The sequence below is a fragment of the Ancylobacter sp. FA202 genome (assembly GCF_000380205.1).
In the GTDB taxonomy this organism is placed as follows: Bacteria; Pseudomonadota; Alphaproteobacteria; order Rhizobiales; family Xanthobacteraceae; genus Ancylobacter.
The window spans coordinates 3,376,101-3,397,529 of the sequence record NZ_KB904818.1; the positions used below are offsets into that span (position 1 = coordinate 3,376,101).

Annotated in this window: 20 protein-coding genes; 19 read left to right on the top strand and 1 reads right to left on the bottom strand. The window is 70.4% G+C overall.

Annotation, left to right across the window (positions count from 1 at the left end; translation table 11 throughout):
• Positions 1 to 140: 140 nt before the first annotated feature.
• The 5 genes from A3M1_RS0115405 to A3M1_RS0115425 are packed head-to-tail and all read left to right on the top strand — an operon-like array spanning position 141 to position 6,238.
• Positions 141 to 4,043 (top strand): glycoside hydrolase/phage tail family protein, encoded by a 3,903-nt coding sequence (locus tag A3M1_RS0115405; protein WP_018389883.1) that lies wholly within the window; start codon positions 141 to 143, stop codon positions 4,041 to 4,043.
• A 25-nt stretch (positions 4,044 to 4,068) separates the two neighbouring features.
• The gene (locus A3M1_RS0115410) at positions 4,069 to 4,758 is read left to right on the top strand and encodes a DUF2793 domain-containing protein (RefSeq protein ID WP_018389884.1); all 690 of its coding nucleotides are present in this window, start codon (positions 4,069 to 4,071) and stop codon (positions 4,756 to 4,758) included.
• Between the two features lie 16 nt (positions 4,759 to 4,774).
• Positions 4,775 to 5,080 (top strand): hypothetical protein, encoded by a 306-nt coding sequence (locus tag A3M1_RS0115415; RefSeq protein ID WP_018389885.1) that lies wholly within the window; start codon positions 4,775 to 4,777, stop codon positions 5,078 to 5,080.
• A 1-nt stretch (position 5,081) separates the two neighbouring features.
• Complete coding sequence (locus A3M1_RS0115420) at positions 5,082 to 5,966, top strand: arabinofuranosidase catalytic domain-containing protein (RefSeq protein WP_018389886.1); 885 nt, start codon at positions 5,082 to 5,084, stop codon at positions 5,964 to 5,966.
• Positions 5,963 to 6,238, top strand: coding sequence for a hypothetical protein (locus tag A3M1_RS0115425; protein WP_018389887.1), 276 nt, complete (start codon positions 5,963 to 5,965; stop codon positions 6,236 to 6,238). Before A3M1_RS0115420 ends, A3M1_RS0115425 begins: the two co-directional genes overlap by 4 nt.
• Before the next feature lie 10 nt (positions 6,239 to 6,248).
• On the opposite strand, the gene A3M1_RS0115430 is transcribed toward A3M1_RS0115425, so the two are convergent.
• Positions 6,249 to 6,746: a hypothetical protein gene (locus A3M1_RS0115430; RefSeq protein WP_018389888.1), complete on the bottom strand. Its 498-nt coding sequence runs from the start codon at positions 6,744 to 6,746 to the stop codon at positions 6,249 to 6,251.
• A gap of 148 nt (positions 6,747 to 6,894) precedes the next feature.
• Here A3M1_RS0115430 and A3M1_RS0115435 point away from each other — a divergent pair, with 148 nt between their 5' ends.
• The 14 genes from A3M1_RS0115435 (at position 6,895) to A3M1_RS0115505 (ending at position 21,411) form a co-directional block, all read left to right on the top strand.
• Positions 6,895 to 7,701, top strand: a complete 807-nt coding sequence (locus tag A3M1_RS0115435) for a glycoside hydrolase family 108 protein (RefSeq protein ID WP_018389889.1) — start codon at positions 6,895 to 6,897, stop codon at positions 7,699 to 7,701.
• Positions 7,698 to 7,988 (top strand): hypothetical protein, encoded by a 291-nt coding sequence (locus A3M1_RS25115; RefSeq protein ID WP_018389890.1) that lies wholly within the window; start codon positions 7,698 to 7,700, stop codon positions 7,986 to 7,988. The genes A3M1_RS0115435 and A3M1_RS25115 overlap by 4 nt, the downstream gene beginning before the upstream one ends.
• 559 nt (positions 7,989 to 8,547) lie before the next feature.
• Positions 8,548 to 9,438 (top strand): SDR family oxidoreductase, encoded by an 891-nt coding sequence (locus A3M1_RS0115445; protein WP_018389891.1) that lies wholly within the window; start codon positions 8,548 to 8,550, stop codon positions 9,436 to 9,438.
• Between the two features lie 309 nt (positions 9,439 to 9,747).
• Positions 9,748 to 10,446, top strand: a complete 699-nt coding sequence (locus A3M1_RS0115450; protein WP_018389892.1) for a response regulator transcription factor — start codon at positions 9,748 to 9,750, stop codon at positions 10,444 to 10,446.
• On the top strand, positions 10,446 to 11,825 hold the full coding sequence (locus A3M1_RS0115455) for an ATP-binding protein (RefSeq protein ID WP_018389893.1): 1,380 nt from the start codon (positions 10,446 to 10,448) through the stop codon (positions 11,823 to 11,825). Before A3M1_RS0115450 ends, A3M1_RS0115455 begins: the two co-directional genes overlap by 1 nt.
• Positions 11,826 to 11,961: 136 nt before the next feature.
• On the top strand, positions 11,962 to 12,429 hold the full coding sequence (locus A3M1_RS0115460; RefSeq protein WP_018389894.1) for a glycine zipper domain-containing protein: 468 nt from the start codon (positions 11,962 to 11,964) through the stop codon (positions 12,427 to 12,429).
• A gap of 192 nt (positions 12,430 to 12,621) precedes the next feature.
• The gene (gene ccmI / locus A3M1_RS0115465; protein ID WP_018389895.1) at positions 12,622 to 13,746 is read left to right on the top strand and encodes a c-type cytochrome biogenesis protein CcmI; all 1,125 of its coding nucleotides are present in this window, start codon (positions 12,622 to 12,624) and stop codon (positions 13,744 to 13,746) included.
• A 4-nt stretch (positions 13,747 to 13,750) separates the two neighbouring features.
• Positions 13,751 to 14,197, top strand: a complete 447-nt coding sequence (ccmE, locus tag A3M1_RS0115470) for a cytochrome c maturation protein CcmE (RefSeq protein WP_018389896.1) — start codon at positions 13,751 to 13,753, stop codon at positions 14,195 to 14,197.
• A 220-nt stretch (positions 14,198 to 14,417) separates the two neighbouring features.
• Positions 14,418 to 16,418 carry a heme lyase CcmF/NrfE family subunit gene (locus A3M1_RS0115475; protein WP_018389897.1) on the top strand — a complete coding sequence of 667 codons (2,001 nt, stop codon included), beginning with the start codon at positions 14,418 to 14,420 and terminating at the stop codon, positions 16,416 to 16,418.
• 250 nt (positions 16,419 to 16,668) lie between these two features.
• Positions 16,669 to 16,860, top strand: coding sequence for a DUF2283 domain-containing protein (locus A3M1_RS0115485; protein WP_018389899.1), 192 nt, complete (start codon positions 16,669 to 16,671; stop codon positions 16,858 to 16,860).
• Positions 16,857 to 17,387: a cytochrome c-type biogenesis protein gene (locus A3M1_RS0115490; protein WP_018389900.1), complete on the top strand. Its 531-nt coding sequence runs from the start codon at positions 16,857 to 16,859 to the stop codon at positions 17,385 to 17,387. Before A3M1_RS0115485 ends, A3M1_RS0115490 begins: the two co-directional genes overlap by 4 nt.
• 92 nt (positions 17,388 to 17,479) lie before the next feature.
• Positions 17,480 to 19,048, top strand: coding sequence for a Do family serine endopeptidase (locus A3M1_RS0115495; RefSeq protein WP_018389901.1), 1,569 nt, complete (start codon positions 17,480 to 17,482; stop codon positions 19,046 to 19,048).
• A 277-nt stretch (positions 19,049 to 19,325) separates the two neighbouring features.
• A complete protein-coding gene (locus A3M1_RS0115500) occupies positions 19,326 to 20,006 on the top strand; it encodes a response regulator transcription factor (protein WP_198291136.1) in 681 nt (226 codons plus the stop codon).
• Positions 19,990 to 21,411: an ATP-binding protein gene (locus tag A3M1_RS0115505; protein ID WP_018389903.1), complete on the top strand. Its 1,422-nt coding sequence runs from the start codon at positions 19,990 to 19,992 to the stop codon at positions 21,409 to 21,411. The genes A3M1_RS0115500 and A3M1_RS0115505 overlap by 17 nt, the downstream gene beginning before the upstream one ends.
• Positions 21,412 to 21,429: the final 18 nt, after the last annotated feature.

A 21,429-nucleotide genomic window follows, 5' to 3' on the forward strand; every position in this document is an offset into this window, starting at 1 on the left:
CATGCCCGGACTTGGTCCGGGCATCCACGACTCCTTTGCCCCAAAGACGTGGATGGCCGGGTCAAGCCCGGCCATGACGAACCTTTTTGTCGATGCCGCGACCCCCGCGCGCAGCCTGCCTTCCAGCAATCGGAGCTACCATGGCCACACTCATTCTCGGCACGCTGGGCGGGACGATCGGCGGGGCGCTGTTCGGGCCGGTGGGGGCGCTGGCCGGGCGGGCGCTGGGGGCGCTCGGCGGCTCGGCGATCGACTCCCTCGTGCTGAATCCCGGCCAGCGGACGCAAGGCCCGCGCCTCACCGAGTTCGGCACCATGACCTCCACCGAGGGCGCGGCGCTGCCCCGGCTTTATGGACGGGCGCGGCTGTCCGGCCAGGTGATCTGGGCCGCGCCGGTGCAGGAGGTGGTGTCGACCCAGACGCAGGCCTCCGGCGGCAAAGGCGGCATCACGGGCGGTGGCAGCGCCAGCACGACCTACAGCTATTTCGGCAGCTTCGCCGTCGGCCTGTGCGAGGGGCCTGTGACCCGGCTCGGCCGCATCTGGGCCGATGGCCGGCTGCTCGACACCCGCGCGCTGAATGTGCGGCTGCATCGCGGCGGCGAGGACCAACTGCCCGACCCGCTGATCGAGGCGCGGGTGCCGGGGGCGCCGGCCTATCGCGGCCTCGCCTATCTCGTCTTCGAGCGCCTGCCGCTGGCGCGCTATGGCAACCGGCTGCCGCAGATCTCGGTCGAGGTGGAGCGGGCGGTGGGCGCGCTGGAGAACGCGGTGCGGGCGGTGACGCTGATCCCCGGCGCGACCGAGTTCGGCTATGAGCCGCGCGAGGTGCTGCGGGTCGACCGGCCGGGCGTCTACCAGCTGGAAAACCGCCATGTGACCACCCATGCCAGCGATTTTTCCGCCGCGCTGGACCAGCTTCTCGCCACCTGCCCCAATCTGGAGCGGGTGGCGCTTGTCGTGACCTGGTTCGGCACCGACCTCCGGGCCGGTTCGTGTCAGATCCGCCCCGCCGTCGAGCGGCGCAGCAAGCCGACGCAGATCGGCATCTTTCCACTGGCGTGGCGGGTGGCCGGGCTGACGCGCGCCAGCGCCGCGCTGGTGAGCCAATTTGAGGGCAAGCCGGCCTATGGCGGCACGCCCTCCGACGACAGCGTGATCGCGGCGATTGCGGCGCTCAAGGCGCGCGGGCTGAAGGTGACGCTGAACCCCTTCGTGATGATGGACATTCCCGCCGGCAACGCCTTGCCCGACCCGTGGAACCCCGGGGCGCTGCAGCCGGCCCATCCTTGGCGCGGGCGCGTCACCTGCCATCCCGCCCCCGGTGTCGCCGGCTCGCCCGATGGCACGGCGGCGGCGGGGGCTGAGGTGGCGGCGCTGTTCGGCACCGCCAGCGCGGCGCATTTCGGCATCGCCTCGGGGCGCGTCACCTATGCCGGCCCGGCCGAATGGACGCTGCGGCGCATGGTGCTGCACTACGCCAGGCTCGCCCAGATCGCCGGCGGGGTGGAGGCGCTGCTGATCGGCTCGGAAATGGCGGCGCTGACACGGGTACGCGCGGCCCCGGGCGTCTACCCCGCCGCAACCGCCTTCGCCGCGTTGGCGGGCGAGGTGAAGGCGATGCTCGGGGCCGGGACGCAGATCGGCTATGGCGCCGACTGGACCGAATATGGCGCCCATGTGCGCGAGGGCGGGGCGGAGCTGCGCTTTCCGCTGGATCCGCTCTGGGCCGCCCCGGCGCTCGATTTCATCGGCATCGACTGGTACCCCCCGCTGGCCGACTGGCGCGAGGGCGATGCCCATCTCGACGCCGGAAGCTTCGAGAGCGGCCATGACCGCGCCTATCTCGACGGCAATCTCAATGGCGGCGAGGCGTTCGACTGGTATTACCCCGATGACGCCGCCCGCGCCGCGCAGGCGCGCGCCCCGATCACCGACGGCGCCTATGCCGAGCCGTGGATCTTCCGCCAGAAGGACCTTGCCGGCTGGTGGAGCCACGCCCATCATGAGCGCATCGCCGGGGTGCGGCAGGCGAGCCCGACGGCGTGGGTGCCGGGTTCCAAGCCGGTGCGCCTCACCGAGATCGGTTGCCCGGCGGTGGACAAGGGCGCCAACCGGCCGAGCGCCTTTCCCGACCCGAAATCCACCGAGGGCGGGCTGCCGCCCTTTTCCAGCGGCGCGCGCGACGATTTGATCCAGCGCCGGCATCTGGAAGTGAGCCTCGCCGGTTTCTCCACCTCCACGGCGCTGAACCCGGTGGCGCCGGGCCTGCCGGGCGGGCGGATGATCGACCCCGCCGCGCTCACGCTCTGGACCTGGGACGCGCGACCTTTCCCGGTGTTTCCGCGCGCGAGCGATGTGTGGGCGGACGGCGCCAACTGGCAGACCGGGCACTGGCTCACCGGCCGGCTCGGCGCCGCGCCGCTGGCCGAGCTGACGCAGGCGCTGGCGGGCGATTTCGGCGTGCCTGATATGGCGACGGGGGAGCTGCGCGGCATTGTCGACGGCTATGTCGTCGACCGGCCGATGACGGCGCGGGCGGCGCTGGAACCGCTGGCGCGGGCCTTCGCCTTCGACCTTGTCGAGCGGGGCGGCGCTCTCACACTCGCCCCGCGTGGCGGGCGGGTGCGGGCGGTGCTGACCGATGACGACATCGCCACCGGCGAGGGGGTGGCCGCGCCCTCGCTCACACGGATGGCGGAGGGCGAATTGCCGCTTTCCGCCACGCTCGGCTTCACCGATGGCGCGCAGGATTACCGCCGCGCCACCGCCGTCTCGCGCCGGCTGGCCGGGGCGGCGCGGGCCGAGACCGGGCTGGAGGTTGCGATGGTGGCCGATCCCGGCCTTGCTGCGGGCCTCGCGGATATGTGGCTGCAGGATGTGTGGGCCGGGCGCGACACGCTGAGCCTGACGCTGCCGCCCTCGCTCCTCGCGCTGGAGCCGGGCGACCTGGTGCGGCTGGAGCGCGACGGCCAGGCGCGGCTGATCGAGATCGTCTCGGTCGAGGACCGGGGCGCGCGGCTGGTGAATGGGCGCAGCATCGACCCGGCGGTGTTCGCGCTTTCCGTGCGCGAGGGGCGGGCGGGCGAGGTCGAGCTACCGGGCGGCGAGGGGCCGGCGCTGGTGCATCTGCTGCAGGCGCCGCTGGCGCGCGGCGAGGGGGCGCCCACGCTGGCCTGGCTCGGCGCTTTCGTCACCCCCTGGCCGGGGAGCCTTGCGGTGTGGCGGGCGGTGGATGGCGGCAGCTTCCAGCCGATCGCCACCCTGGCGGCGGCGGCGGTGACGGGCGAGACGCTGGGCGTGCTGCCGCCCGGCCCGCTCTGGCGCTGGCAGCGCGCGAGCCTTGATGTCGCGCTCGATGGCGGGCTGCTGGCCGGGGCGAGCGAGGAGGCGGTGCTGGGCGGGGCCAATGCGCTGGCGCTGATCGACCCTTCCGGCGCCATCGAGGTGATCCAGTTCACTGAGGCCGAGCTGATCGGCGCCGCGACCTGGCGGCTGTCCGGCCTGCTGCGCGGCCAGCTCGGCACCGAGGCGCGCGCCGTCACCGCGTGGCCGGCGGGCACGGCGCTGATCAAGGTCGATGCCAATCTGGTGCCGGTCGCGAGCGGGCTCGACATGATCGGCCGCGCCGTCACCTACCGCGTCGGCCGCGCCGATCGCGACCATGGCGACGCCCTGGTGACGGAGATCGCCGCCACGCTGGGGCCGGCGGCGCTGCGCCCCTTCGCGCCGGTGCATGCCCGCGCCCGGCGCAGCGCCGCTGGGGTGGCGCTGAGCTGGATCCGGCGCAGCCGGGGCGACGGCGATTCCTGGGATCTGGTCGAGGTGCCGCTGGGCGAAACCAGCGAGGCCTACGCGGTAGAGATCCTGAGCGGGGCAAGCGTGAAACGGCGCTTCACCACCACCGCGCCGGCCGTTCTCTACGCGGCGGCCGACGAGATCGCCGATTTCGGCGCGGCGCAGACCTTCCTCGACATCCGCATCGCCCAGCTCTCGGCCGAGGTCGGCGCGGGTGCGGCGCTGACCGCCCGGCTGCGACCCTGACCGTCCCTCCCGACAGGAACATCCCATGAGCGAGACGACCCCCCTGCTCGCGCTGCCGCTGCTGGCGAGCGCGCAGGCGCAGAAACATGTGACGCATAACGAGGCGCTGGTGCGGCTCGACGCGGCGTGCCAGCTCGCTGTGCTGGACCGCACCCGCACGGCCCCGCCCGCCAGCCCGCTGCGGGGCGACCGGCACATGGTGGCGGCCGGCGCCAGCGATGTCTGGACAGGGCATGATGGCGAGATCGCGCTCTACGATGCGGGCTGGCATTTCCTCACCCCCCGCATGGGCTGGCGCGCCTATGTCGGCACGGAGGCGCGCACGCTGCTGTTCGATGGCGCCGTGTGGCGCGAGGCGCTCGCGCTCACCCCCTCCGGCGCCACCGCCACGCTGCGCATGGTGGAGCAGGAGCTGACCCTCGCCGGCGCCTTCGTCGCCTCCACCCTCATTATTCCCAGCCGCTCGATCTGCCTCGCCGTGGCCAGCCGCACCGTGGCGGCGGTGACGGGGGCGACCGCCTATGAGGTCGGCATATCAGGCGAAACCGCGAAATTCGGCGGGCTGCTGAGCATCGCCGCCGGCGCCGGCAATATCGGTGTGATCGGCCCGCAGGCCTTCTATGCCGACACGCCGCTGCGCATCACCGCGCTGGGCGGCAGCTTCACCGGCGGGCGGGTGCGCCTCGTCCTGTCCTACCTCGCCTTCACCCTCTGATCTCCGGGAGCGACCCATGCCCTATGATGCCGCCAAGGATCCCTGGTACCGCCGCGCCCTCTCGCCCGCCGCGCTCGGCCGGGCCGGCGCGCTGGTGACGCCGAACGACGCCACCGACCTGCCGCGCTATGCCCGGGTGCGGGTGTTCGTGCCGGCGGCGCTGGCCAGCGCGGAGATCCGCATCCTCCCCGTCGACGCGGCGGATGACGCGCCGTTGACCCTGCCGCTGCCGTCCGGGCAGGTGAGCGTGCTGGAATTCCTGGTGCGGCGGGTGCTGGCATCCGGCACCACGGCCGGGCTCGTCATTCACCGGGTCGATTGAGATGGCGAGCTTCGCTTTCGCCCTCGACCTGAAGCGCCGCGGCGCCGGCCCTGCGACCCGGCCGCCGCTCGATGCCTTCGCCGGGCAGCTCTACGCCGCTTTCGGCCTGAGCCGGCTGCTGACGCCCTATGCCGGCCCCTGCCTGCGGGCACGCCGCAGCGGCGATGGCGGCGAGGCCGATATCGGCTTCACCGCGTCCGGTGCCCTCGATATGGCCGCCATGCTGGGCTTTGCCGGCGCCGGCAGCGCCTATGCGACGCTCTGGTACGACCAGACCGGCAATGGTCGCCACGCAACGCAGGCGGCGAGCGCGGCGCAGCCCCGGCTGATGAATGCCGGCGTGCCGGACCTCGGGCCCACCGGACGACCGACAATGGTGCTCTCCGGCGCGCAGTATTTCGATGTGCAGAATTCGCTCGGCTTTCTGCGCAATGTGGAGACGGTGACGCTGGCGTCCATCGCCCGGTCGTCCGTGAATGCGGTGCAGGTCGTCGCCCAGCCCGTGCTACCGGTTTCGCCGGCCGTGCATGCGGTGCTGTACTATGTGAACGCGACGACACTGGGCATGCAGGCGCGTTCAAGCACCAGCAACCCGCTCAATGCCTCCGCCATCGTCGTCCTCCCGGCGGGCGCCTGGGTGCGCCATATCGGGCGGGCGCGGTTCCTCGCGGGCGCGGTCGACCTGCTGGCCAATGGCGTCAGCGCAACCGCGGCGATGACGCCGGCCCAGAATACCTCGGATATGGATGCGACGACGCCGCTCCGCTTCGGCACCAACGCCACCCTGTCGAGTTTCCTGACCGGGGCGACAGGCGGGTTCGTCTGTGCCCGTGAGAGCCTCGACCTCGCGGCGCTGGACGCCGCGCTCGCACAGGTGATGCCATGAACTATCTGGTCTTTCCCACCGCCGCCGCGGCGCAGGAACGCAGCGCGGCGGCTTGGCAGGCGCTCGGCTATCCCCGCGGGGCGACACGCTCTCTCTGGGTGTGTCTGCCGCATCCGGCCGATGGGCGGGCCGCGCTTTGCCTTCCGCTGACGCCGGAGGAGGCGCAGATCGACGTGCCGCAGGCAGAGTATCACGCGCTGCTGAGCGCCGAGGAGCGCGCGGCGCAGGTGGAGGCGCTGCCCGGCGAGGGCTGGAGCGCCGGCGAATTCTGAGTCGTCGCGCCTATTCGGCCGCCGCCGGAACGCCGCTGTCGGCCGGCCGGGTAGCGGGGGCCGGGCCGGCCAAAGCCGGGGCGGTGGCGGCGCCCGGCGCGGCGGAACCGCTCGTCCCGGTGGGGGCGGCGCTGGAGACGGCGCCGTTTGAGGCGGCGGCCTTCATCGCTGCCGTCGCCGTGGGCTTGGCCACCATCATCGGCCGGGCAATGATGCGGCGCTTGGCGGTTTCGACCACGGTGGCGATCTTCTCGAATCGCTTCAGCCGGTCGATCTCGTTGTTCAGCCGGTCAAGCTCGTCGCCAATGGCGCGGCAGATGGCCCGGTAGCTCTCGGGCGCGAGACGGTCGCGCATATAGGCGACGCCGCGCTCGCGTTCCGATTCCGTGCTCTTCAGCACCACCGGGGCGACAGCCAGAAGCGCTTCCGCCTGCACCTGTCCGGAGCTGCGGCGGGCTTCATCGAAAATGCTGCGCAGATCTTCGACAAGTCGATCTTCTCTTGCCATGACGAGCGGAGCCCCTTGTCCGTAGCCAGCTATCTCAAAAAGACTCTTGGAATCCCGGTATTTTTGCAACCGTGCCAGGGTAGTGGAACGGTTAACATAGCGTTAATCCCCAGAAAACACCCCCAAAATCTTGCAGCGGAGCCATGCAATGACCGCGTCGAGCTTCGACGAGGCGCTGAGGCGCGTGCTCGTCCATGAGGGCGGCTATGCCGACCACCCCGCCGATCCCGGCGGCGCGACCATGCAAGGGATCACCCAGCGCGTCTATGATGGATGGCGCCGGCGCCATGGCCAGCCGGTGCGCAGCGTGCGGCGGATCGCGCCGGACGAGGTGGCGGCGCTCTACCGGCGCCAGTACTGGGACGCGGTGCGCGCCGATGACCTGCCGGCCGGGCTCGACTATGCGCTGTTCGACGCGGCGGTGAATTCCGGCCCGGCTCAGGCGGGCAAATGGCTGCAGCGCACGCTCAAGGTCACAGTGGACGGGCAGGTGGGCGAGGCGACGCTGGCGGCGCTGGACGGCCACGCGCCGGCCGCGCTGGTCGATGGCGTGTGCGACCGCCGCCTCGCCATGCTGCGCAGCCTGCGGACCTTCCCCACCTTCGGCGCCGGCTGGACCCGCCGCGTCACTGAGGTGCGGGCCACCGCAAGGCGGATGGCGGGCGAGGCCGGGCCGATGGCGGTGGAGGCGGAAGAACAGCCGGACGGCGCCGGCGCGGCGCGGGCGCGGCCGGCCGACACACGGCTCTCGCGCACCCCGGAAGGGGCGGGCGGCCTGATCAGCGGCGCCGGTGTGCTCGGCGCTGTCATCGCCGAGCAGGCGGACCGGCTGGCGCCGCTCGCCGTCCTCGCCGAACCGCTGAAATGGCTGTTCGCGGCGCTGATGCTCGCGGGCGTGGTGCTGACCCTGCGCGGGGCGCTGGCGCGAATCGGCGCCGGCGAGGTGGCGCGGTGACGGCGCTGCTCGGCCTGCTGGCGAGCCCGCTCGGGCGCGGCGCCGCGCTGCTGCTTGCCGCCCTTGCATTGGCAGGCGGGATCTATCTCAAGGGCCGCTCGGAAGGCCGGGCCGCCTGCATCGCGCAAGGAGAACAGGATGTGCTGGATACGATCGCGCGCGCGAACGGCGCGCGGGCTGATGCTGATCGCCTCAACGCTGATGATGGCCGGCTGCGCGACGACGACACCTTCCGCCGCGACGAGGGGCGCCTGCGGCGCCTTCCGGCCGATCAGCTGGGCGATTGAGGACACCGATGGCACCCTGCGCCAGGTGAAGGCGCACAACGCGGTGGGCCGGGAACTGTGCGGGTGGCGAGGGCGGGGGTGAGGCCGGGCGAAAGCGGGCACCGTGCGCCGTCATCCCCGGGCGGTGTCGACCCAAACCGACAATTGCGCGCAGTCGCGCTTTGAGCGTCCGAATGCGAGATCAATTGCGGGGGAGGGGGGCGGTCGGATTTCGGCGAGGTCCGATTTCCAATTCAACTCCGGCGCCGGTGATGCCCCCAGCGATCCTGCAACCATCAGAAGCCTCTGCTGACGAGCAGGCGTCTCGATCGCGCCTCGGCGTGACGCAGCTAGGTCTTTGGGGCCGCGCGGCGTTGACAGCTTCAGCGACAGCGATAAGGATGGTCGCCGTCGAAATGGCTGGCTTGGTCTGGGTAGGCCCAAGCCCTTCCCTTTGGGAAGCTCTGTTCTCAGCGACCAACTGAGAGTCCCGACAGTCCCGCGCCTTTGGGCGCTTCATGGGTCTGTTCGGGAGCACGACATTTCTCGCTCCTTCGGCGGACCCGACTGAAGGAACGACATGGCTATTTCAGGCCCCATCCTCGTTTTCCTCGCTGGCGGCGTCCAAGGAGGCGCTGTTGTTCACGCGGCCTACCGCCGCGGTTATCCTGTCCGCCGTCTTGTGCGGACGCCGCACAGCCCGGAACATCCTGGGATAGAGACCCTGCAGGGGGACCTCGACGATCCCGAAAGCCTAGCATTGGCCTGCGCCGGCGTCGCGCACCTCGTCTTGCAAGTTCCGACCGGGGCCCCCGCCGATATGGTCGCGCGGGCGCGGGCGGCTGTAGACGCGGCCAGGCGAGCGGGCGTGCGCAGCCTTGTCCTGAAACTCGCCAGCGCCAGCCGCCCCTCGCCCTGCGCCGAGCCAAGCTTCGTCGCCAACGCAGCTGTAGAGGCGGTGGTTCGCGCGGCGGGCATTCCGGCCGCCATTGTGCGGCCGACACTGTATCTGGATAACTTGCTCAAGCCCTCGGCGCGGGCCGACATTGTCAATTATGGAATCTTCGCGCCTCCGATCGCGGCCGAACAGCGAATCGCCTGGACAAGCGCCGAAGACTGCGCCGAGGCGGCCGTCCTGCTTCTTGAGCGTGACGCTTACGGCGGTGATCATCGTATCGCCGGAACGGCTTCCGTGACGGGGCATGAGTTGGTGGGTCTCCTTTCCAGAGGCGTCGGAAAGCCGATCGACTATCGCGCTCAACCCATTGATGAGTTCGAGGAGGAGGTGGACAGGTCGATGGGTTCCGGCGCGGGCCGTCGGATAGCTTCGAAGTTCAGATACTTCGCCGAGCATCCGGACGAAGCCGCTGACATCCTCGCCAGGCCCTACCAACCGTCACCTGCGCTGGCAGGTTTCACGCCGACGAGCATTCAGGAATGGATTAGCCGCCACGCCCGAAGGTTCCGTTGATCATCTCCGGGCTTGCGAGAAGCAACCCCAAGGCCCGCCTTCCACGACCATACCCGCGCGCGGCGGCTACAAGCGCCGCCGACCGGGTCTGCCGGCGTCGGTCTACCCCGTCATCCCCGGGCTGGGCCGGGGGATCCACGTCCTGACATCCGCCCGGCCGAAGACGTGGATGGCCGGGTCAAGCGCGGTCCCGACGGCCGGGGAGGGACGCGCGTGCAGAAGCTGTCGCCTTCATCCTGACATCCGCCGCCTACGGTGGCATGCTCGGCGGGCCGCGTGCCCCCCGCGCGGTGTGCGTGAGGAACCGCCGTGCGCCTGCTTGTCGTCGAGGACGATCCCGATCTGAACCGCCAGATGGTCGAGGCGCTGGTCGAGGCCGGCTATGCGGTCGACCGCGCCCATGATGGCGAGGAAGGCCATTTTCTCGGCGACACCGAGCCCTATGACGCGGTCGTGCTCGATATCGGCCTGCCGAAGATGGACGGGCTCTCGGTGCTGGAGGCGTGGCGGCGCGAGGGGCGCAAGATGCCGGTGCTGATTCTCACCGCGCGCGACCGCTGGAGCGACAAGGTGCAGGGCTTCGACGCCGGCGCCGACGATTATGTGGCCAAGCCCTTCCATATGGAGGAGGTGCTGGCGCGCATCCGCGCGCTGCTGCGCCGCTCCGCCGGCCATGCGGCGAGCGAACTGACCTGCGGGCCGGTCATGCTCGACACCCGCTCGGGCCGGGTGACGGTGAGCGGGCGGCAGGTGAAGCTGACCTCGCATGAGCACCGGCTGCTGGCCTATCTCATGCACCATGTCGGGCGGGTGGTCTCGCGCACCGAGCTGGTGGAGCATCTCTACGACCAGGATTTCGACCGCGACTCCAACACCATCGAGGTGTTTGTCGGCCGGCTGCGCAAGAAGCTGGATGTCGACGTGATCCAGACCGTGCGCGGGCTCGGCTATCTCCTGGTGGCGCCCGAGCCGCCCCGCGCCGACAGCTCGCGCGAGACCCCGCGCTGATGCGCGCCGGCTCGCTGGCGCTGCGCCTGTTCGTCTCGGCGACGGTGGTCAGCGTCGCCGTGCTGGCGATTACCGGCTTCGCGCTGCATGAGGTCTATCGCGCGGCGGTGGAGCGGTCCTTCGACCAGCGGCTCGACGTCTATCTCAAGACCATCGTCGCTGATGTCGCCAATTCGCCCTCCGGCACCATGCCGGAACCGACGACGCTCGGCGACCCGCTGTTCAACTTCCCCATTTCCGGCTGGTACTGGCAGATCACCCGCACCGACGGGCCCGCTGCGCAGGTGAAGACCTCGCGCTCGCTGCCCGAGGGCAAGCTGCCGCTGCTGTTCGAGCGCCAGCCCGATTCGGATGTCTCGGGCCTGCGCGAGGCCTATGCCGACGGCCCGTCCGGCCAGCGGCTGCGCATTGTCGAGCGGGTGGTCGATCTCGGCGAGGACGGGCGCTACGCGGTGGCGGTGGCGGCCGATGCCGGGGAGATCGCCGAGGAGGTCGCTGGCTTCGACCAGGCGCTGCTGGTGACGCTGGCGGTGCTGGGTTGCGCCTTCCTGCTGACTCTGGTGTTCCAGGTGCTGTTCGGCCTGCGCCCGCTCAAGCGCATGCTCGCGGCGCTGCACGAGGTGCGCACCGGCCGCGCCGACCGCATCGAGGGCGACTATCCGGTGGAGATCGCCCCGCTCGCCGCCGAGGTCAATGCGCTGATCGACACCAATCGCGAGATCGTCGAGCGCGCCCGCACCCATGTCGGCAATCTCGCCCATGCGCTCAAGACGCCGATTTCCGTGCTGCAGAACGAGGCGGCGCGGGCTGGCGAGGCCGATGCCGCGCTGGGCGCCAAGGTGACGGCGCAGGCGCAGATCATGAAGGACCAGGTGGCGCATCATCTGGAGCGCGCCCGCATGGCGGCCCGCGCCTCGGTCGTCACCACGGTGGAGGAGGTGGAGCCGATCGTCGCCCGCATCGCCACGACGCTGGCCAAGGTGCACCGCGCCAAGGGGGTGGCGGTAGAGATGGAGGTCGCGGGCGGCCTGCGCTTTCGCGGCGAGCGGCAGGATCTGGAGGAGATCCTCGGCAATCTCGTCGACAATGGCTGCAAATGGGCCCGCACGCTGGTGGAGATCGCGGTGGCGCCGGTGCCCGGCGGGGCGGGTGAGCGGGATTATTTCGAGATCATCATCGACGATGACGGGCCGGGCCTGACGCCGGAACAGCAGACCGAGGCGCTGAAGCGCGGCAAGCGGCTGGACGAGACCCAGCCGGGTTCCGGGCTGGGCCTGTCCATCGTCTCCGAACTGGTCGGGCTCTATGGCGGCCGGCTGGCCTTCGACCGCTCGCCCTTTGGCGGGCTGCGCTGCGTGGTACGGCTGCCGGCGGCGTGAGCTGCCCCGATGTCGGTCCCCTTGCGTCGGTGCGCTGGTAGAGGTGACGGGGCCGCGCTTTCGCCCTATTCCTCTTCCTTAAGGTGCAGATGTTCCGCGAGGAACGTGCCGTGTCGAGGCTGGAGGAAGGAATTTCATGCGCGCATACCAATTCGTGGCCGTGGGCCTTGTCGCCGGCGCCCTCGCGGGCTGCAGCACCGCGCAGGAGAACCCGAACACTGTCGGCGGCGCGGCCATTGGCGCGGTGGCGGGCGGCGTCATCGGTCAGGTCGTCGGGCACAACACCGCCAGCACGCTGGTCGGCGCGGCGGTGGGCGGCCTGATCGGCGGCACCATCGGCAATGCGCTTGATCAGGCCGACCGGCAGCGGGCCCAGCAGGCCGAGACGCAGGCGCTCGAATATGGCAATCCCGGCGCGCCGGTGAGCTGGCGCGGCGACAGCGGCTCGTATGGCACCATCGTGCCCGGCCCGACCTATGCGCGTGGCGGCTCGCCGAAGTGCCGCGAATTCACCCACACCATCTACATCAACGGCCAGCCGCAGACCGCGCGCGGCACCGCCTGCCGCAACCCGGACGGTACCTGGTCGCCGGTGGCGGGCTGAGCGCGCCTCTCTGCCCACCCCGTTGCGGTGCCCGTGACGGGGTGACGCAGGCGCCCGCCACCCCGCGCCGGCGCGTCAATCAGGCCGGCGCCCACTCGCGCGACTGTGAGCCTGCGGCGATCGGACTGAGGGTGTTACGGATTGGCGACAGGGCCCGGGTCGGCTACCCCTCAGCGCATTAGAGGAAAACTAATGTTGCTGTGGATCGCCTTCTCGCTGATGACCGGCGCCGCCATTCTGGCGGTGCTCTGGCCGTTGCGCACCGGCGCGGCCCTGCCCGCTGCCAGCACTGCCGAAGCCGATCTCGCCGTCTATCGCGACCAACTGGCGGAAATCGAACGCGACCGTGCGTCCGGCCTGATCGCGCCGGCCGATGGCGAGGCGGCGCGGACGGAAGTGGCCCGCCGCATCCTGCGCGTCTCCGCCGAGCGCAGCCGCGAGAGCGCGTCTTCCGGCGACGACCGGCGCCGGCGCATCGTCGCCGTGGTGGCGCTGCTCGGCGTGCCGCTGATGGCCGGGGGGCTCTACCTCTCCCTCGGCTCGCCGCTGATCCCGCCGCAGCCGCTGGCGCAGCGGCTGGAGGCCCAGCCCAACCCCTCCGACATCGCCATTCTCATCCGCAAGGTCGAAAGCCATCTCGAAGCCAACCCGAATGACGGGCGCGGCTATGAGGTGGTGGCGCCGATCTATGCCCGTATCGGCCGGCTCGACGACGCGGCGCGGGCCTGGGCCAACGCCATCCGCCTGCTCGGCCCCAATGCCCAGCGCGAGACCGGCCTCGGCGAGGCGCTGACCGCGCAGGCCGGCGGTGTGGTGACGGGCGAGGCCAAGTCCGCCTTCCAGGCCGCGCTCGCCGCCGACCCGAACGACCCGAAGGCGCAGTATTTCCTCGGCCTCGCCGCCGAGCAGGACGGCCGGACCGCCGAGGCGGCGCAGCGCTGGAGCGCGCTGGTGGCGGCTTCCCCGCCGGATGCGCCCTGGCTCGGCCTGGTGGGCGCCGCGCTGACCCGCATCAATGCGCCGATTCCGGAAGCCGCGTCCGGCCCCGGCGCGGCCGATGTGGCGGCGGCGCAAAGCCTCACCCCCGAGCAGCGCGACGCGATGGTGCGCGGCATGGTCGAGCGGCTGGAGGCGCGGCTGGCGCAGGAGGGCGGCGATATCGAGGGCTGGCTGCGGCTGATGCGGGCCTGGACGGTGCTGGGCCAGACGGACAAGGCCAAGACCGCCGCCGGACAGGCGCGCACCCATTTCGCCAGCGACAGCGGCGCGCTCGGGCGCATTGACGCGCTGGCGCAAGAACTCGGCCTCGGGAGCTGACGCCATGACCCGCAAGGGACGTCGCCTACTGGTCATTTCCTGCGCCGCCGGCGTGCTCTTCGTCGCCGCCGGGCTGGTGCTGTTCGCGCTGAACGACACGATCGTGTTCTTCCGCTCGCCCAGCGAGATCGCCGCCGAGGGCACGCGGCCGGGCACAAGGCTGCGGCTCGGCGGGCTGGTGAAGGACGGCAGCGTGCAGCACACCGACGGCACCCATGTGCGCTTCGTCGTCACCGATGGCGGCGCCGATATGGGCGTGACCTATGTCGGCCTGCTGCCGGACCTGTTTCGCGAAGGCCAGGGCGTGATCGCCGAGGGCGTGCTGGCGCCCGATGGCAGCTTCACCGCCGACAGCGTGCTGGCCAAGCACGACGAAACCTATATGCCGAAGGAAGTCGCCGACGCGCTGAAGAAGCAGGGCGTGTGGAAGGAAGGGGAGGGGACGCCGTGAGGGGGACCTTGCCTCGCGTCCTCGCAGCGTCATCCCGGACGTGGCGCAGCCGTGCGCCGGGATGGTGCGCCGTTCTGGCGGGCGTTGGCGTCACGCGATCCCGGCTCGGCCTTGCGGCCGTCCGGGATGACGATTCTTCCGGCTGCGCGCCCTTCGGTCCTGCCGTCATCCTGAGGTGCCGCGAAGCGGCCTTGAAGGATCCTTGCTGGAGTGCCCGCCCATGAACCCGGAAATCGGCCATTACGCGCTGGTGCTCTCGCTGGCCGTCGCGCTGCTGATGACGGTGATCCCCGCCTGGGGCGCGCGCACCGGCGACGCGGCGCTGATGCGGGTGGGCTCGACGCTGGCGCTGGTGCTAGCCGGCTTTGTCGGCCTGTCCTTCGCCACGCTGGTCGTCGCCTATGTGCAGTCCGATTTCTCGGTGCTGAACGTGGTCGAGAACTCGCATTCGGCCAAGCCGCTGCTCTACCGCATCACCGGCACCTGGGGAAACCATGAGGGCTCGATGCTGCTCTGGGTGCTGGTGCTGGCGATCTTCGCCGCGCTGGTGGCGCTGTTCGGCGCCAATCTGCCGGCGCGGCTGAAGGCCAATGTGCTCGCCGTGCAGGGCTCGGTGGCCACCGCCTTCCTGCTGTTCATCCTGTTCACTTCAAACCCGTTCACCCGGGTGATTCCGCCCCCGGCGGAGGGGCAGGACCTCAACCCGATCCTGCAGGATATCGGCCTCGCCATTCATCCGCCGCTCCTCTATCTCGGCTATGTCGGCTTCTCCATCACCTTCGCCTTCGCTGTCGCCGCGCTGATCGAGGGGCGGATCGACGCCGCCTGGGCGCGCTGGGTGCGGCCCTGGGCGCTGACCGCCTGGGCGTTTCTGACGCTGGGCATCGCCATGGGGTCCTACTGGGCCTATTACGAGCTCGGCTGGGGCGGCTGGTGGTTCTGGGACCCGGTGGAGAACGCCTCGCTGATGCCGTGGTTCGCCGGCACGGCGCTGATCCATTCCGCCGTGGTGATGGAAAAGCGCGACGCGCTCAAGGTGTGGACGGTGCTGCTCGCCATCCTCGCCTTCTCGCTGTCGCTGCTCGGCACCTTCCTCGTGCGCTCGGGCGTGCTCACCTCGGTGCACACCTTCGCCACCGATCCCTCGCGCGGCGTGTTCATCCTCGCCATTCTGGTGTTCTTCATCGGCGGTTCGCTGGCGCTCTATGCGCTGCGCGCGCCGATGCTGCGGCAGGGCGGCATCTTCGCCCCGGTGTCGCGCGAAGGCGCGCTGGTGCTGAACAATTTGCTGCTCACCGCCGCCTCCGCCGCCGTGCTGGTCGGCACGCTCTACCCGCTGGCGCTGGAGGCCTATAACGGCGCCAAGATCACGGTCGGGCCGCCCTATTTCAACCTGACGGTCGGCGCCCTGATGCTGCCGGTGGCCTTCGCCATGCCGTTCGGCCCGCTGCTGGCCTGGAAGCGCGGCGATCTCGCCGGGGCGGCGCAGCGGCTGATGGCCGCCTTCGGGGCCGCCATCGTCATCGCCGCTCTGGCCGCCTATGCGCAGGGCGGCGGGCCGGTGCTGGCGCCCTTCGGTATGGGGCTGGCCGCCTTCGTGGTGATCGGCGCGATGGCCGAGGTGATCGAGCGCGCCGGCTTCGGCCGGGTGCCGCGCGCGACCGCCTTCGCCCGGCTGCGCGGGCTGCCGCGCTCGGTTTTTGGCGGGGCGCTGGCCCATGCCGGCGTCGGCGTCTGCCTGTTCGGCATCATCGCCGAAACCAGCTGGAACGCCGAGCGCATCGCCGGGGTGAAGGTCGGCGGCAGCTTCGAGGTCGGCGGCTATGAATTGACCCTCGACCGGCTGGAGCCACGCAACGGGCCGAACTACCGCGATCTCGTCGGGGTGTTCACGGTGCGCCGGGGCGGTGTCGAGATGGGCACCATCGAATCCGCCAAGCGCCTGTTCACCGCCCGCAACATGCCGACCACCGAATCGGGCATCCGCACCATGTGGTTCAGCCAGCTCTATGTGAGCCTGGGCGACGAGCTGCCGGGCGGCGGCGTCGGCGTGCGGGCCTATTGGAAGCCGTTCGTGACGCTGATCTGGATCGGTTCGATCATCATGGCGCTCGGCGGCGCGCTCTCGCTCACCGACCGCCGCCTGCGCGTCGGGGCGCCCAAGCCGGCGAAGAAGCCGAAGGCCAAGGCGGACGGCGCTTCGCCCGTGCCAGCGGAGTGAGGGGTGCCGAACCCCCGCTTCAGTGCCCATCTGATGGTGGTGCTGCGCGAGCGCGAGCTGGAGCCCGCCTAGGTGGAGCGTGTGCTGAGCGATCCGGAATGGACCGAGCCGGACCCGAACGATCCGGAACTCACCGGGCTTTCGCGGCGGTCGCTGAGCGAGGCGAGCGCCTTTTGCGTGTAGTCTACAGGGACGATGGCACGACGCCATTTGTTGTCACGGCCTTTTTCGATCGTGGAGCCCGGCGGCCATGAAGCTGAAATATGATCCAGAGGCGAATGCGCTCTATGTGCGGTTCAGCGCCGGCGCCATCGTCGAGAGCGAGGAAGTCTCGCCGGGCGTTATCATCGACTATGACGGCGAGGGGCATATTCTGGCGCTGGAACTGCTTCAGGCGCGCGAAAAGCTCGCCCCCGAAGTGCTGACGGAAGCGGCCGAATGAACCACCTCCGCCTTCTCGCCGTCGCTCTCCTGGGCCTTGCTCTCCTGGGCCTCGCCCTCATCTCCCCCGCCGCCGCCGTGCAGCCGGATGAGGTGCTGCCCGATCCGGCGCAGGAGGCGCGGGCGCGCGAGCTCTCCAAAGAGCTGCGCTGCATGGTGTGCCAGAACCAGTCGATCGACGATTCGGACGCGCCGCTGGCGCGCGACCTGCGCCTGCTGGTGCGCGAGCGTATCCAGCAGGGCGAAACCGACCGGGAGGTGATGGACTATCTGGTGGCGCGCTATGGCGAGTTCGTGCTGCTGCGCCCGACCTGGCACGGGGCGAACGCGATCCTGTGGCTGGCGCCCTTCGCGGTGCTCGTCGTCGGCGGCATCGGCCTGTTCGTCGCCTATCGCCGCCGCGCCGCGCCGCAGGGCGTGCGCGAGACGCCGGCGCCGCCGCTGACGCCCGACGAGGAGGCGCGCCTGCGCGCCGCGCTGGGCGAACCCTCCACGCCGGACCAGCCGGCGGACGTTACGAAAGTTTAACGCCGCCGCCAGACTGCGTTAAGGCGACCGTCTCTAGTTTCTTGTTCAACGCTCCCGGTGGGGAGAGTGATTTGTCGAACGAGGAACGACACATGTCGCGCATCGCGCCCATCCCGACCCGCACCCCTTCGTCGTCCACCCTGCGCAAGAGCCGTTCCCGGCTGCTCGCCGGTGTGTTCACCCTGGCCCTGGCCGGTGGCACCGTCGGCGCCTTCGTGCTGCCCGAAATCATCACCCCCGCCCAGGCCCAGCTGACCACCAACCAGCCCGCCGGCACCTTCTCCTTCGCCGACATCGTCGAGAAGGTTTCCCCCGCTGTCGTCAGCGTGAAGGTGAAGAAGGCCGAGGACAAGGTCGCCTCGAATGACGAGGAAGGCATGGGCGGCCAGAACGTGCCCCCGCAGATCGAGCGCTTCATGCGCCGCTTCGGCTTCGGTCCCGGCGGCCCCGGCGGCCCGGACATGGGCCCGCGTCGCGGTCCCGGCCCGCGCGGTGGCGTGGTCGGCCAGGGTTCCGGCTTCTTCATCTCCGCCGACGGCTTTGCCGTGACCAACAACCACGTCATCGACGGCGCCTCTGAGGTCGACCTCACCACCACCGACGGCAAGAGCTACACCGCCAAGGTGATCGGCACCGATCCCCGCACCGACGTGGCGCTGCTGAAGGTCGACGGCAAGTCGGACTTCCCGTGGGTCAAGCTCGCCGCCAAGGCGCCGCGCGTCGGCGACTGGGTGGTCGCGGTCGGCAACCCGTTTGGCCTCGGCGGCACGGTGACGGCCGGCATCGTCTCGGCGCGCGGCCGTGACATCGGCTCGGGCCCCTATGACGACTTCATCCAGATCGACGCCCCGATCAACCGCGGCAATTCCGGCGGCCCGACCTTCGGCCTCGACGGCGAAGTGATCGGCGTCAACACCGCCATCGTCTCCCCCTCGGGCGGCAATGTCGGCATCGCCTTCGCCATTCCCTCCGAGACCGTCTCCGAGGTGATCGAGGCGCTGAGGAGCGGTGGCGAAGTGGCCCGCGGCTATGTCGGCGTGCAGATCCAGCCGGTCAGCGACGAAGTCGCCGAGGCGCTGGAACTCAAGTCGGCCGAGGGCGCCCTCATCGCCCAGGTGCAGCCCGGCACCCCCGGCGAGAAGGCTGGCCTGAAGCCCGGCGACGTCGTCACTCAGATCGACGGCGAGACCGTGAAGGACTCCCGCGAGATGTCGCGCGAGATCGCCCGCAAGAAGCCCGGCACTGTGGTGAAGCTGAGCGTGTTGCGCGACGGCAAGTCGATGACCATCCCGGTCACGCTGGAGCAACTGCCGACCGACGTCGCTTCGGCCGACAAGGCCAAGGCGAATCAGGGCGAAGAGGACGGCAAGGGCATTCCGCGCCTCGGCCTCTCGCTGGCTCCCGCCAAGGGCGTCGCCGGCGCCGGTGACATCGGCGTCGTCGTCACCGAGGTCGATCCGAGCGGCCCCGGCGCCGAGCGCGGCATCAAGGAAGGCGATGTCATCCTCGACGTGGGTGGCAAGCCGGTGATGACCCCCGCCGATGTGCGCGATGGCCTCGCCACCGCCCGCAAGGACAACCGCAAGGCCGTGCTGATGCGGATCAAGTCCGAGCAGGGCACCCGTTTTGTCGCCATCTCGCTGGGTGACCAGAAGGGCTGACGCAAGGTTCCGGTTGCGGCTCGTTCCGTCGCCCCTTGGGCTGCGGCCGGTTCGGTGGCGCGGGGTGTCCGAGAGGATTCCCCGCGTCATCTATTTCAGGGGCCCTCCGGTGCTGCTGCCGGGGGAGGCCAATATAGGCGCGAGGCTCGAAATGACGTACATGGAGACGAATTCGAATCTTACCGCCGCCTCCGATTCCGCGCGGGGCAGAGATGACCCGTTCATCGAGCTCGCGGATATCCGGAGGGCAGCCCGAAAGAGCGCCGAAGAGTCGCCCATGCGCCTGCTCATCGTTGAGGACGACCGCGACGCCGCCGATTATCTGCGCAAGGCGTTCCGCGAGGCGGGCCATGTGGTGGACGTGGCCTCGGACGGCGAGGAGGGACTCGTTCTGGCCCGCGAGGGCGGCTATGACGTGCTCATCGTCGACCGTATGCTGCCGCGCCGCGACGGCCTGTCGGTGATTGCCGATTTGCGCGGGCGCGGCGACAAGACGCCGGCGCTGATCCTCTCCGCCCTCGGCCAGGTGGATGACCGCGTGACCGGCCTGCGCGCCGGCGGCGACGACTACCTGCCCAAGCCCTATGCCTTCACCGAGCTGCTCGCCCGCGTCGAGGCGCTGGCCCGGCGCGGCGGCCCGCAGGCGGCCGATACGGTCTACCGCGTCGCCGACCTTGAGCTCGACCGGCTGGCGCATCGCTGCGTCCGGGCGGGCCAGGAGATCGTGCTGCAGCCGCGCGAGTTCCGGCTGCTGGAATATCTCATGCGCCACGCGGGCCAGGTGGTGACGCGCACCATGCTGCTGGAAAATGTGTGGGACTACCATTTCGACCCGCAGACCAACGTGATCGACGTTCACGTCTCGCGGCTGCGCGCGAAGATCGACAAGGGCTTTGATCCGCCGCTGCTCCACACGGTGCGCGGCGCAGGATACATCGTTCGTGACGGCGCTCGGTAAACTCCTCCGCACCACCGCGTTCAAGCTCCTCGCGGCCTATCTGTTCATCTTCGCCCTCTTCGCCGGCTCGGTCATCGCCTATCTCGGCTGGCACACCCAGCGGCTGGTGACGCGCCAGGCGGTGGAGGCGATCGAGAACGACACCCGCTTCATGCAGGCGCAGTTCGAGCGTGGCGGCATCACCCGCCTCGTGCAACTGGTGAATCGCCGCGCCCGCGCGCCCGATGCCGGCCTGCTGCTCATCGCCAGCTTCAATGGCGACCCGCTCGCCGGCAACATGCTCAACCTGCCGCTGAACATTCTCGACCGTCAGGGCTGGCGGGAAATCGACTATGTGCGCTCCGAGGACTCGTCCGGCCCGCCGAGCCGCGCGCTGGTGCAGGTGATCTTCCTGCCCGGCGAATACCGGATGCTGATCGGCCGCGACATCGTCGAGCGCGAGGAACTGCGCCAGATCATCATCGGCCCCGCCGTGTGGGGGCTGGCGCTGCTGGTGGTGCTCGGCATGGCGGGCGGGCTGTTCATCACCCGCCGCGTGCTCAAGCGCATCGACCAGATGACGGCGATCTCGGACGGCATCATGGCCGGCGACCTTTCCGGCCGGCTCGCCGTCTCCGGCACCGGCGACGAGTTCGACCGGCTGGCGCTGAGCCTCAATGCCATGCTCGACCGCATCGAGGCGCTGATGGCCGGGCTGAAGCAGGTGTCGGACAACATCGCCCATGACCTGAAGACACCGCTGACCCGGCTGCGCAACCGCGCCGAGGATGCGCTGCGCACGGCGCAGTCGGAGCCGGAATGGCGGCTCGCCACCGAGCGGACCATCGAGGAATCGGACGGCCTTATCCGCACCTTCGACGCGCTCTTGATGATCGCCCGTGCCGAGGCCGGGCAGGCGAGCGCGACGATGCTGCGCTTCGACCTCGCCGAGACGGTGGCGGGAGTGGCGGAGCTCTATGAGCCAGTGGCCGATGAAAGCGGGCTCGACCTGCGTGTCGAGGTCGCCGGGCCGCTGCCGATGCGCGGCGTGCGCGAGCTGTTCGGGCAGGCGCTGGCCAATCTTCTCGACAACGCCATCAAGTACAGCGCGCCTGACATGCCCGGCGGGGCGCCCGGCCCGCGCCGCGATGTGACGCTGACCGCCGCCCGCGCCGGCGACCGGCTGCGCCTGGTGGTCGCTGATCGCGGGCCGGGCATTCCGGAGGCGGATCGGCCGCGCGTGCTGGAGCGTTTCGTGCGGCTGGAGGCGAGCCGTACCCGCCCCGGCTTCGGTCTGGGCTTGTCTCTGGTGGCGGCAGTGGTACGGCTGCACGGCGGCACACTGTCGCTGGAAGGCAACGATCCGGGACTGCGGATCGTTATCGACCTGCCCCTCGATCTTACCGACGAGGCGGCAACGGATTAACACACGCAAGGGGGCGAC

Bases quoted from the DNA above. Each gene is read 5' to 3' on its own strand.
- A3M1_RS0115405 (WP_018389883.1), top strand. From the start codon at position 141: ATGGCCACACTCATTCTCGGCACGCTGGGCGGGACGATCGGCGGGGCG.
- A3M1_RS0115410 (WP_018389884.1), top strand. From the start codon at position 4,069: ATGAGCGAGACGACCCCCCTGCTCGCGCTGCCGCTGCTGGCGAGCGCG.
- A3M1_RS0115415 (WP_018389885.1), top strand. From the start codon at position 4,775: ATGCCCTATGATGCCGCCAAGGATCCCTGGTACCGCCGCGCCCTCTCG.
- A3M1_RS0115420 (WP_018389886.1), top strand. From the start codon at position 5,082: ATGGCGAGCTTCGCTTTCGCCCTCGACCTGAAGCGCCGCGGCGCCGGC.
- A3M1_RS0115425 (WP_018389887.1), top strand. From the start codon at position 5,963: ATGAACTATCTGGTCTTTCCCACCGCCGCCGCGGCGCAGGAACGCAGC.
- A3M1_RS0115430 (WP_018389888.1), bottom strand. From the start codon at position 6,746: ATGGCAAGAGAAGATCGACTTGTCGAAGATCTGCGCAGCATTTTCGAT.
- A3M1_RS0115435 (WP_018389889.1), top strand. From the start codon at position 6,895: ATGACCGCGTCGAGCTTCGACGAGGCGCTGAGGCGCGTGCTCGTCCAT.
- A3M1_RS0115445 (WP_018389891.1), top strand. From the start codon at position 8,548: ATGGCTATTTCAGGCCCCATCCTCGTTTTCCTCGCTGGCGGCGTCCAA.
- A3M1_RS0115455 (WP_018389893.1), top strand. From the start codon at position 10,446: ATGCGCGCCGGCTCGCTGGCGCTGCGCCTGTTCGTCTCGGCGACGGTG.
- A3M1_RS0115460 (WP_018389894.1), top strand. From the start codon at position 11,962: ATGCGCGCATACCAATTCGTGGCCGTGGGCCTTGTCGCCGGCGCCCTC.
- ccmI (WP_018389895.1), top strand. From the start codon at position 12,622: ATGTTGCTGTGGATCGCCTTCTCGCTGATGACCGGCGCCGCCATTCTG.
- ccmE (WP_018389896.1), top strand. From the start codon at position 13,751: ATGACCCGCAAGGGACGTCGCCTACTGGTCATTTCCTGCGCCGCCGGC.
- A3M1_RS0115475 (WP_018389897.1), top strand. From the start codon at position 14,418: ATGAACCCGGAAATCGGCCATTACGCGCTGGTGCTCTCGCTGGCCGTC.
- A3M1_RS0115485 (WP_018389899.1), top strand. From the start codon at position 16,669: ATGAAGCTGAAATATGATCCAGAGGCGAATGCGCTCTATGTGCGGTTC.
- A3M1_RS0115490 (WP_018389900.1), top strand. From the start codon at position 16,857: ATGAACCACCTCCGCCTTCTCGCCGTCGCTCTCCTGGGCCTTGCTCTC.
- A3M1_RS0115495 (WP_018389901.1), top strand. From the start codon at position 17,480: ATGTCGCGCATCGCGCCCATCCCGACCCGCACCCCTTCGTCGTCCACC.
- A3M1_RS0115500 (WP_198291136.1), top strand. From the start codon at position 19,326: ATGCGCCTGCTCATCGTTGAGGACGACCGCGACGCCGCCGATTATCTG.